Here is a 10,922-nt window from a genome sequence, read left to right on the forward strand (position 1 = left end):
GGTCCACAACGGTGTGTGACACAGGGAGGGTTGACTCTTGCAGGTGACCACAAGAATCGAATGTCCGGAGGACGCGCCGGCGACCAGACGCGTCCACATGGCCGCGTTCCCCGGCCCGGACGAGGCGGACCTGGTGGACGCGCTGCGCCGCGATCCCGCCTGGCTGCCCGGGCTGTCCGTGGTGGCGGTCGACGGAGCCGGGCTGGTGATCGGGCACGCGCTGCTGACCCGGCTGCTCGTCGGCGACGGCAAGGCGCTGGCGCTCGGGCCGGTCGCGGTGGCGCCCGAGTGGCAGCGCCGGGGCGTCGGCGAGCTGGTCGTCCGGGCCGCGCTGGCGGCGGCCGAGGACGCGGGCGAGAAGCTCGTGGTCGTCCTCGGCGACCCGGAGTACTACGCGCGGTTCGGCTTCGCGCCGGCCGGGCGGCACGAGGTCACCGGCCCGTTCGAGGTGCCGGAGGCGTACTTCCAGGTGCTGCCGCTGCCGTCGTACGACGGCACCCCGCGCGGGCTCTGCCGCTACCCCGAGCCCTTCGTCGCCGTCTAGCCTCTCCCGGGCCGGTCCACGAGACCGGCCCCGGTCGCCACGGCCCCCGCCGACCTGCGGAACCGGCCGTCGGCGCCTACGGTGAGTGCTGATCAGCATTCAGCCGGACGGAGGAACCGAGGGTGGCCGAGCAGCAGCGGACCGGGAAGCCGGCGCGACTGGCCAGGAAGCCGTACGAGCGGGAACTGCTGCGCCTCCAGGAGGAGCTGGTGAAGCTCCAGGAGTGGGTGCGGGTCGAGGGCGCCCGGCTGGTGGTGGTCTTCGAGGGACGCGACGCCGCGGGCAAGGGCGGGGCGATCAAGCGGGTGACGGAGTACCTCAACCCCCGCATCGCCCGGGTCGCGGCGCTGCCCACGCCGACCGAGCGGCAGAAGACCCAGTGGTACTTCCAGCGGTACGTCGAACACCTGCCGGCCGCCGGGGAGATCGTCCTGTTCGACCGCAGCTGGTACAACCGCGCGGGCGTCGAGCGGGTGATGGGCTTCTGCACCGACGAGGAGTACTGGCAGTTCCTGCACCAGTGCCCGACCTTCGAGCGGATGCTCACCGAGTCGGGCGTCCTGCTGCGCAAGTACTGGTTCTCGGTGAGCGACACCGAGCAGCAGCGGCGCTTCCGGGACCGGCTGGAGGACCCGATGAAGCGCTGGAAGCTCTCCCCGATGGACGTCGAGTCGATCACCCGCTGGGAGGACTACTCGCGGGCCAAGGACGAGATGTTCATCCACACCGACACCCCGGACTCGCCCTGGCACGTGGTGGAGAGCGACGACAAGCGCCGGGCCCGGATCAACATGATCGCCCATCTGCTGTCCACCGTGCCGTACCGCGAGATCAGGGAGCCGCGGGTGCAGCTGCCGCCCCGTCCTGCCCCGCGCGGCTACGAGCGGCCCCCGCGGGACCTCCAGAAGTACGTCCCGGACCACGCCGCCGGGCTGGAGTAGGCCGCGCCCCGCGCAGCTCTTGGCGGGCTGTCCGAGGCCTCGCATAGGCTTCCGGTGTGGACGAACCGGACCTCTTCACCGCCGCCGCCGAGGAACGCCAGACCAGGGAGCCCGGCCGGGCGCCCCTGGCCGTACGGATGCGTCCGCGCACCCTGGACGAGGTGGCCGGGCAGCGGCAGCTGCTGAAGCCCGGCTCGCCGCTGCGCCGCCTGGTCGGGAGTTCGCGCGGCCCGGCGGCGACCAGCTCGGTGATCCTCTGGGGCCCTCCCGGCACCGGCAAGACCACCCTGGCGCACGTGATCAGCCAGGCGGTCGAGGGCCGCTTCGTGGAGCTGTCCGCGATCACCGCCGGGGTCAAGGAGGTCCGGGCGGTGATCGACGGCGCCCGGCGGGCGGTCGGGATGTCGGGCCGGGAGACGGTGCTCTTCCTGGACGAGATCCACCGCTTCTCCAAGGCCCAGCAGGACTCGCTGCTGCCCGCCGTGGAGAACCGCTGGGTCACCCTGATCGCGGCGACGACCGAGAACCCGTACTTCTCGGTGATCTCCCCGCTGCTGTCCCGCTCGCTGCTGCTCACCCTGGAGTCGCTGACCGACGAGGACATCCGGGCGCTGCTGCGCCGCGCGGTGGCCGACGAGCGCGGGCTGGAGGGCGCGCTGGAGCTGACCGCGGAGGCCGAGGACCACCTGGTCCGCCTGGCCGGCGGGGACGCCCGGCGGGCGCTCACCACGCTGGAGGCGGCGGCCGGGGCGGCGCTGGAGAAGGGCGAGCCGAGCATCACGCTGGCCACCACCGAGACGGCGGTCAACCAGGCGGCGGTGCGCTACGACAAGGACGGCGACCAGCACTACGACGTGGCGAGCGCGCTGATCAAGTCGATCCGCGGCAGCGACGTGGACGCCACCCTGCACTACCTGGCCCGGATGATCGAGGCGGGGGAGGACCCGCGGTTCATCGCCCGCCGGCTGATGATCTCGGCCAGCGAGGACGTCGGCCTGGCCGACCCGACGGCCCTGCAGACGGCGGTGGCGGCGGCCCAGGCGGTGGCCCTGATCGGCTTCCCGGAGGCCCGGATCATCCTCTCCCAGGCGGCCATCGCGCTCGCCCTGGCGCCCAAGTCCAACGCCGCCTACCTGGCGATCGACGCGGCGCTGGCGGACGTCCGGCAGGGCCTGGCGGGCGCCGTCCCGTCGCACCTGCGGGACGCGCACTACGGCGGGGCGGGCAAGCTCGGCCACGGCAAGGGCTACCGCTACCCGCACGACCTGCCGGAGGGCATCGCCGCCCAGCAGTACGCGCCGGACGCGGTGCACGGCCGGGAGTACTACCAGCCGACCAGGCGCGGCGGCGAGGCCCGGTACGCGGACGTCGTGGAGTGGACGCGCGGGCGGCTGCGCGGGGAGCGCCGGGTGGAGAAGAAGGCCGAACAGAAGGCCGAACAGGCGGCGGAGCGGAAGGCCGGGCAGAAGCCGCGGAAGGCCGCCGCGGGGGCCGAGGAGCAGCCCGGGGAAAAGGGCGAGTGATCCACCGGTATACTCGGTCGGAGTGCCATGTCCCGGGACGGCGGCGGGGGAGACCCCACCGACCGGCCGCACCAGCGGGACACCGGCCGTAGGCCCCTTCGAGGGGCCCGCACCAGGAGCGTCGCGCACCGTTTCGGTGTCGCGGGCGGCCCAGATTCTGGGCCGGTCCGTGTGACCAGCACTTCCGTGCCCGGCTCCGGAGAGCGGCTGACCGCATCGCCTCGGCGATGGGTTGTCTCCGGGTCGCGAGATGCGACCTCCGTCAACACCTGGTGAAGCCGTATTCGTAAGCAAGGAAGGTTTGGTTCATGGCGAACCAGAAGCGTCCCAAGGTCAAGATCGCGCGTGCGCTCGGCGTGCCGCTGACCCCGAAGTCCGTCAAGTACTTCGAGGCCCGCCCGTACCCGCCCGGCCAGCACGGCCGTGGCCGCAAGCAGAACTCGGACTACAAGGTCCGTCTGCTCGAGAAGCAGCGTCTGCGCGCCCAGTACGACCTGAGCGAGAAGCAGATGGCGCGCGCGTTCGACCGCGCGAAGAAGGCCGAGGGCAAGACCGGTGAGGCGCTCGTCGCCGACCTGGAGACCCGTCTGGACTCCCTGGTCCTGCGTTCGGGCATCGCCCGCACCATCTACCAGGCCCGCCAGATGGTCGTCCACGGCCACATCGAGGTCAACGGCGGCAAGGTCAACAAGCCGTCGTTCCAGATGAAGCCGGGCTACGTGGTCACCGTCCGCGAGCGCTCCAAGGAGAAGGTCCCCTTCCAGGTCGCCCGTGAGGGTGGCTACGCGGGTGAGGGCCAGACCCCGAAGTACCTCGAGGTCAACCTGAAGGCCCTGGCCTTCCGCCTGGACCGTGCGCCGCAGCGCAAGGAGGTCCCGGTGATCTGTGACGAGCAGCTGGTCGTCGAGTACTACTCGCGCTGACCCGGTTCCGCTCTTCGCGACACCACGAGCGAGCCCCCGCCGCCTTTCGAGGCGACGGGGGCTCGCCCCTTTTCCCGCCGTTCCTCCCGCTGCCGTCAGATGCTCTCGCCGGCCATCGCGGCGGCCAGCCGCAGGTGCGGGCGGGCCTCCTCGGCGCGGCCCTGGCGCTCCAGGGTGCGGCCGAGCATCAGCCGGGCGTAGTCCTCGGCCGGGTCGGCCTCCAGGATCCGCAGCAGCTCGGCCTCGGCGCGGCCGAGCTGGGCCGAGTGGAAGTAGCTGCGGGCCAGCAGCATCCGGACCGAGAGGTTGGTCGGCTCCTCGGCCAGGACGCCTTCGAGCATGCGGGCCGCGTCGGTGTACGCCTTGGAATCGAAGTAGAACTTCGCCATGCGGTACTCGTCGGCGGCGTTGTGGACGGCCATGGTGCTCCTCCCGGGTGGTTCCTTGCCTCCTCAAGCAATCGGCAAGTTTCAACTATTCCGCACCGCCGAGGGCGCCGGCGCGGGCGGCACCGCGCGGGGGCCCGGCACCGGCTCCGCGCCCTCCGCCGCGCCCCCGCCGCCGAGCGCCCGGGCGACCGCCGCGTCCAGGTCCAGCAGGGTGCCGGCCTCGTAGCACTCCTCGTACTCCTGGGCGCTCAGCCCGGCCAGGGCCCGCTCCGCGCACTCCTGGTGCGGGCCGAAGAAGTTCCGCGAGCCCAGGAAGGGGTTGCCGACCGCGCGCCAGATCCGGTGCGCGGCCCCCTGCAGCACCCGGGCCTCGCGCAGGTCGCCCGGCTCGCCGGGGCGGCTCGGCTCGGTCTCCAGCAGCGCCAGCAGGTCGATGCCCAGCACGATGCCGAGCAGGTCGCGGAAGAGGTGGTTCAGCCGCACGGACTCCCGGGCCAGCATCCGGGCGGGCTGGACGGCGCCGTCCAGCCAGTGCGAGTACGCCATCGCGTAGAGCACGTACCCGTAGGCCCACTGCTCGCCGTGCTCCTCGCACAGCTCGCGGGCCTGGCCGAACCAGAGCTCGCCGCTGTCCAGGTCGCCCTGGAACAGGTAGGCCAGGCCCAGCTCCAGCATGGCCATCACCACGTTGCTGTTGAGCTCGCCGATGGTCCGGTAGTGCCAGAGCGCCTCCTCGAACAGCTCGGCGGCCCGGTCGGGGTCGTCGCCGACCAGGGCGACGCAGCCCTGGCGGTGGACGGCGTGGGCCAGCGCCCGGTCGTCGCCGGTGTTCAGGGCCTGGCGGCGGCACTCCTCCAGCGCCGGGCGGGCGAAGCCGAGGTCGCCCTGGAGGGTGGCCGTGTAGCCGGTCACCCAGAGCGCCTTGGCCCGGGCCTCGGTGGGCTCGCGGTCCAGGGCGAGCGCGCGGTCCAGCCAGTGCCGGCCCTCGCCGAGGTGGCCGCAGCCGATCCAGTAGAACCAGAGGGTGCCGGCCAGCAGCAGGGCGATCTGCTCCTCGCCCGGCTCGGCGAGGCAGAACTCCAGCGCCGCGCGGAGGTTGCCGTGGGCCAGCTGGGTGCGCTCGGCGGTCTCCGCCTGCCGGGGGCCGAACCACTCGACCTCGCCCCAGGTGGCGACGCCCAGGTACCAGTCCCGGTGGCGGCGCAGCAGCCGCGGCTCCTCGCCGGCGGCCCGCAGCCACTGGCCGCCGTACTCGCGCAGGGTGTCCAGCAGCCGGAAGCGCACGCCGAAGGCGCTGTCCTCGCGCAGCACCACGGACTCGGCGACCAGCTCGTCGAGCAGGTCGAGCACCTCTTCGGCCTCGATGCCCTCGCCGGCGCAGACGTACTCGGCGGCCTCCAGGTCGAAACCGCCGGCGAAGACCGACAGGCGGGCCCAGAGTAAACGTTCCTGCACGGTGCAGAGCTCATGGCTCCAGCCGATCGTCGTGCGCAGCGCCCGATGCCGGGGCAGGGCCGTCCGGGAGCCGCCGACGAGCAGTCGGAAGCGGTCGTCCAGCCGGGCGGCGACCTGCTCCACCGACAGCGCGCGCAGCCGGCCGGCGGCCAGCTCCACGGCCAGCGGGATGCCGTCCAGCCGGCGGCAGAGCAGCGCGACCGCCTCCGCGTTGGCCTCCGTCACCTCGAAGGACGGCAGCACCGCCCGGGCCCGGTCGGCGAACAGCCGTACCGCGTCCGGCAGCGCACCCGACCGCACCGGGCCGACCGGCAGCGGCGCGAGGGTCAGCAGGTGCTCGCCCGAGGCCCGCAGCGCGGTGCGGCTGGTGGTCAGCAGCCGCAGCTCGGGCAGCGCCCGCAGCAGCGCGTCGGCCAGCTCGGCGCAGGCCTCCACCAGGTGCTCGCAGCCGTCCAGCACCAGCAGCAGGCGCCGGCCGTCCAGCCGGTCGGTCAGCACGTCCAGCGGCGGACGGGCGCCGCCGTCGGTGAGCCGCAGCGCCTCCAGGACGGCGTGGCCGAGCAGCAGCCGGTCCTGCACGGGGGCCACGTCCACCAGCCAGGTGCCGTCCGGGAACGCGTCGGCCGCCCGGGCCGCCGCGCGCAGGGCCAGCCGGCTCTTGCCCACGCCGCCCGGCCCGGTGACGGTCACCAGCCGGGCCGCGGCCAGCAGGCCGGCCAGCTCGGCCAGCTCGCCCCGCCGCCCGACGAAGCCGGTCAGCTCGGCCGGCAGCCGGCCGGGCTCCGGCTCGGGCGGCCCCGCCTCTGGCCCCCCGGGCTCCGCTCTCCAGTCCCCGGCCAAGGGCTGCTCCCCGTGCTCCAGGCCGGACCGTCGCGGTCCGGACGCGCGTCGGGCCGTACGGGCGACGGCCTGCCAGGCAGAACGAGGTGACCGGCCGGTAGGTTACGCGCGCGGATCGCACACCCGACCGGATCGCCGGGGAAAGAACCCGGTCCGGAAACCGGGCGTGGGCGCGATAGGGTTCCCTCTGAAGAGCTGCAAGGCGAGGGAGCGCGCAAAGGTGTCCGTGGGAGAGCTGGCCGGATTGCTCGTCGCCGTGTTCTGGGCGGTCCTGGTCACCCTGCTCGCCGTGGTGCTGGTCCGCCTCTCCCGGGTCCTCAAGGAGGCCGCCGTCCTGGTCTCCGCCGTCACCGAGCAGGCCGTCCCGCTGCTGACCGACGCGGGCGCCGCGGTGCGCAGCGCCAACGAGCAGCTGGAGCGGGTGGACGAGATCACCGCCAACGTGCAGGACGCCGCCGCCAACGCCAACGCGCTCTCCTCCACCGTGGCCGCCACCCTGGGCGGACCGCTGGTGAAGGTCGCGGCGTTCAGCTACGGCGTGCGCAAGGCCGTCGCCCGCCAGCAGGGCGGCGTGCCGCCGGTGCCCTCGCAGGCCGGCGAGCGCGAGGAGCTGGCCCGGCTGATCCGGGCCGAGGTCCGCGCCGCGACGGCGCCCAGGAACGGCCTGTTCTCCCGGGTCCGGCGCGCGGTGAGGGGCTGACGGCATGGTGCGACGCATCTTCTGGATGGCGGTCGGCGCCGGCGCCACCGTCTGGGCCATGAACAAGGCCAACGAGGCCGTGCACCGGCTGACCCCGGACAGCCTCTCCGGCACCGCCGCCCGCGGGGCGCTGCACCTGGGCGACCTGGCCAAGCAGTTCGCCCAGGACGTGAGGGCCGGCATGGTCGAGCGCGAGGAGCAGCTGAAGGACGACCTCGGGCTGCACGGCACCGCCGTGGTGGAGCCCCGCGGCGACCGCCGCGTCCTGCGCGGCGAGCCGCAGTACCGAGCTATCTCGGCGGTGCCCGGTAGCCCGGCCGCCGCCCTGCCTCCGTCCCGCAGCGCCCGTACCACCCCCCAGACCACTGAAGAAACGCCCCGCCGCGCCCTGCCGCCGCGGGGCGGCACCCCGAACCGGAAGGACCACTAATGGAGTCGGCTGAGATCCGCCGCCGCTGGCTGCGCTTCTTCGAGGAGCGCGGCCACACCGTCGTTCCGTCGGCGTCCCTGGTCGCCGACGACCCCACCCTGCTGCTCGTCAACGCCGGCATGGTGCCGTTCAAGCCCTACTTCCTGGGCGAGGTCAAGCCGCAGTTCTCGCGCGCCACCAGCGTCCAGAAGTGCGTGCGCACCCTGGACATCGAGGAGGTCGGGAAGACCACCCGGCACGGCTCCTTCTTCCAGATGTGCGGCAACTTCTCCTTCGGCGACTACTTCAAGGAAGGAGCCATCAAGTTCGCCTGGGAGCTGCTCACCACTCCCGTCGCGGACGGTGGCTACGGCCTGGAGAAGGAGAAGCTCTGGATCACCGTCTACAAGGACGACGACGAGGCCGAGCAGATCTGGCGTGACGTCATCGGCGTGCCCTCGGAGCGCATCCAGCGCCTGGGCATGAAGGACAACTTCTGGTCGATGGGCGTCCCCGGCCCGTGCGGCCCGTGCTCGGAGATCAACTACGACCGCGGCCCCGCGTACGGCGAGGAGGGCGGCCCGGCCGTCAACGGCGAGCGCTACCTGGAGATCTGGAACCTGGTCTTCATGCAGTACGAGCGCGGCCACGGCGACGGCAAGGACGGTTTCGAGATCCTCGGCGACCTGCCGAGCCGGAACATCGACACCGGCCTCGGCCTGGAGCGCCTCGCCGCCATCCTGCAGGGCGTCGACAACCTCTTCGAGATCGACACCAGCCGGATGATCCTCGACCGCGCCGCCGAGCTCACCGGCCACACCTACGGCGCCGACCACAAGGCGGACGTCTCGCTGCGCGTGGTCACCGACCACATCCGCACCGCGCTGATGCTGATCGGCGACGGCGTCACCCCCGGCAACGAGGGCCGCGGCTACGTGCTGCGCCGCATCCTGCGCCGCGCCATCCGCAACATGCGCCTGCTGGGCGCCACCGGCGTGGTGGCCAAGGACCTCACCGACATCGCCATCAAGGCGATGGCCCCGCAGTACCCGGAGCTGGAGAGCGACCGCAAGCGCATCGAGACGGTCGTCGTCGGCGAGGAGGCGGCCTTCCTCCAGACCCTGAAGGCCGGCACCAACCTGCTGGACGCCGCGGTCACCGAGACCAAGCAGTCCGGTGGCGCGGTGCTCTCCGGCGACCAGGCGTTCAAGCTGCACGACACCTACGGCTTCCCGATCGACCTCACCCTGGAGATGGCCGAGGAGCAGGGCCTCCAGGTGGACGAGGCCGGCTTCCGCCGCCTGATGCAGGAGCAGCGGGACCGCGCCAAGGCCGACGCCAAGGCCAAGAAGATGGGCCACGCCGACGTCGCCGCGTACCGCGAGGTCGCCGACACGTCCGGCGCCAGCGTCTTCACCGGCTACTCCCTCACCGAGGGCGAGGCCACCGTGGTCGGCCTGCTGGTGGACGGCGTCCCGGCGCCGGCCGCCTCCGAGGGCGACGAGGTCGAGATCATCCTCGACCGCACCCCGTTCTACGCCGAGGGCGGCGGCCAGCTCGCCGACCAGGGCCGGATCCGGCTGGAGTCCGGCGCGGTGGTGGAGATCCGCGACGTGCAGCAGCCCGTCCCGGGCGTCATCGTGCACTCCGGCGGGGTGCTGTTCGGCGAGGTCGTGCTGGGCGCCTCGGCGTACGCCACGATCGACACCGAGCGCCGCCGGGCGATCGCCCGCGCCCACTCGGCCACCCACCTGACCCACCAGGCGCTGCGCGACGCGCTCGGCCCGACGGCCGCCCAGGCCGGCTCCGAGAACGCCCCCGGCCGCTTCCGCTTCGACTTCGGCTCGCCCGCCGCCGTTCCCGGCAGCGTGCTGGTCGACGTCGAGCAGAAGATCAACGACGTGCTGACCCGCGAGCTGGAGGTCACCGCCGAGGTCATGACGATGGACCAGGCCCGCAAGGCCGGCGCCATCGCGATGTTCGGCGAGAAGTACGGCGACGAGGTCCGGGTCGTCACCATCGGCGACTTCTCCAAGGAGCTGTGCGGTGGCACCCACGTCGGCAACACCGCCCAGCTGGGCCTGGTGAAGCTGCTCGGCGAGTCCTCGATCGGCTCCGGCGTGCGCCGCGTCGAGGCGCTGGTCGGCACCGACGCGTACCGGTTCCTGGCCCGTGAGCACACCGTGGTCGCCCAGCTCACCGAGCTGGTCAAGGGCCGCCCGGAGGAGCTGCCGGAGAAGATCTCGGGCATGCTCGCCAAGCTCAAGGACGCCGAGAAGGAGATCGAGCGCTTCCGCGCCGAGAAGGTGCTGGCCGCCGCGGCGGGCCTGGCCGACTCGGCCGAGGACGTGCACGGCATCGCCGTGGTCGCCGCCCAGGTCGCCGACGGCGTGGGCGCGGACGAGCTGCGCAAGCTGGTCCTGGACGTGCGCGGCCGCCTCGGCTCGCGCCCGGCCGTGGTCGCCGCCTTCACCGTGGCGAACGACCGCCCGCTGACCGTGATCGCCACCAACGAGGACGCCCGCGGCCGCGGCATCAAGGCCGGCGAGCTGGTCCGGACCGCCGCCAAGACCCTCGGCGGCGGCGGTGGCGGCAAGGACGACGTCGCCCAGGGCGGCGGCTCCAACCCGGCCGCGGTCGGCGAGGCCATCGCCGCCGTGCGCGGCCTGGTCGCGGAGCGCGCCAGCTGATGGAGTTCGAGGAGAGGCCCTTCCGGCGGGGGCGGCGGATCGCCGTCGACGTCGGGGACGCCCGGATCGGGGTCGCGTCCTGCGACCCCGACGGGGTGCTCGCCACGCCCGTGGAGACCGTCCCGGCCGGGGTGAAGTCGCAGGCCAGGATCGCCGCCATCGTCGAGGAGTACGACGCGATGGAGGTGATCGTCGGGCTGCCGCGTTCGCTCAGCGGCAAGGAGGGCCCGGCGGCGGAGAAGGTCCGGGCGTACGCGACCCGGCTGGCGAACCGGCTCTACCCGGTGCCGGTGCGGCTGGTGGACGAGCGGATGTCGACCGTCACCGCGACCCACGGGCTGCGCGCCTCGGGGGTCAAGGCGAAGAAGGGCCGCTCGGTGGTCGACCAGGCCGCCGCGGTGGTGATCCTGCAGACCGCGCTTGAGTCCGAACGGGTGAGCGGACGCCCGCCCGGTGAGAGCGTCGAGGCGGTCGGCTGACCGGTCTGATCTAACGTCCCGTTGAGGGG

10 protein-coding genes are annotated in these 10,922 nt (G+C 73.2%); 8 read left to right on the plus strand and 2 right to left on the minus strand.

Going from position 1 to position 10,922, the window contains the following annotated elements:
- The first annotated feature begins 43 nt into the window (after positions 1–43).
- The 4 genes from ACFU6K_RS17590 to rpsD all read left to right on the plus strand — a co-directional run bounded on the left by ACFU6K_RS17590 (position 44) and on the right by rpsD (position 3,931).
- Complete coding sequence (locus tag ACFU6K_RS17590) at positions 44–544, plus strand: GNAT family N-acetyltransferase (RefSeq protein WP_259316510.1); 501 nt, start codon at positions 44–46, stop codon at positions 542–544.
- A gap of 122 nt (positions 545–666) precedes the next feature.
- Positions 667–1,485, plus strand: a complete 819-nt coding sequence (gene ppk2 / locus ACFU6K_RS17595; protein ID WP_380663952.1) for a polyphosphate kinase 2 — start codon at positions 667–669, stop codon at positions 1,483–1,485.
- A 56-nt stretch (positions 1,486–1,541) separates the two neighbouring features.
- Complete coding sequence (locus tag ACFU6K_RS17600) at positions 1,542–3,008, plus strand: replication-associated recombination protein A (RefSeq protein ID WP_380663954.1); 1,467 nt, start codon at positions 1,542–1,544, stop codon at positions 3,006–3,008.
- A gap of 308 nt (positions 3,009–3,316) precedes the next feature.
- Positions 3,317–3,931, plus strand: a complete 615-nt coding sequence (rpsD, locus tag ACFU6K_RS17605) for a 30S ribosomal protein S4 (protein ID WP_030056230.1) — start codon at positions 3,317–3,319, stop codon at positions 3,929–3,931.
- A 95-nt stretch (positions 3,932–4,026) separates the two neighbouring features.
- Here the strand turns inward: rpsD and ACFU6K_RS17610 are convergent, their stop codons facing one another.
- Both ACFU6K_RS17610 and ACFU6K_RS17615 read right to left on the minus strand, forming a co-directional pair.
- A complete protein-coding gene (locus ACFU6K_RS17610; protein WP_380663955.1) occupies positions 4,027–4,353 on the minus strand; it encodes a tetratricopeptide repeat protein in 327 nt (108 codons plus the stop codon).
- A gap of 48 nt (positions 4,354–4,401) precedes the next feature.
- On the minus strand, positions 4,402–6,615 hold the full coding sequence (locus ACFU6K_RS17615) for an ATP-binding protein (RefSeq protein WP_380663957.1): 2,214 nt from the start codon (positions 6,613–6,615) through the stop codon (positions 4,402–4,404).
- A 220-nt stretch (positions 6,616–6,835) separates the two neighbouring features.
- Here ACFU6K_RS17615 and ACFU6K_RS17620 point away from each other — a divergent pair, with 220 nt between their 5' ends.
- The 4 genes from ACFU6K_RS17620 to ruvX are packed head-to-tail and all read left to right on the plus strand — an operon-like array spanning position 6,836 to position 10,893.
- A complete protein-coding gene (locus ACFU6K_RS17620) occupies positions 6,836–7,315 on the plus strand; it encodes a DUF948 domain-containing protein (RefSeq protein ID WP_380663958.1) in 480 nt (159 codons plus the stop codon).
- Between the two features lie 4 nt (positions 7,316–7,319).
- On the plus strand, positions 7,320–7,745 hold the full coding sequence (locus ACFU6K_RS17625; RefSeq protein ID WP_380663960.1) for a DUF6167 family protein: 426 nt from the start codon (positions 7,320–7,322) through the stop codon (positions 7,743–7,745).
- Positions 7,745–10,414, plus strand: a complete 2,670-nt coding sequence (gene alaS, locus ACFU6K_RS17630; protein ID WP_380663962.1) for an alanine--tRNA ligase — start codon at positions 7,745–7,747, stop codon at positions 10,412–10,414. Before ACFU6K_RS17625 ends, alaS begins: the two co-directional genes overlap by 1 nt.
- A complete protein-coding gene (gene ruvX / locus ACFU6K_RS17635; RefSeq protein ID WP_380663963.1) occupies positions 10,414–10,893 on the plus strand; it encodes a Holliday junction resolvase RuvX in 480 nt (159 codons plus the stop codon). Before alaS ends, ruvX begins: the two co-directional genes overlap by 1 nt.
- Positions 10,894–10,922: the final 29 nt, after the last annotated feature.

Source organism: Kitasatospora sp. NPDC057512 (assembly GCF_042802135.1).
Classification (GTDB): domain Bacteria; phylum Actinomycetota; class Actinomycetes; order Streptomycetales; family Streptomycetaceae; genus Kitasatospora.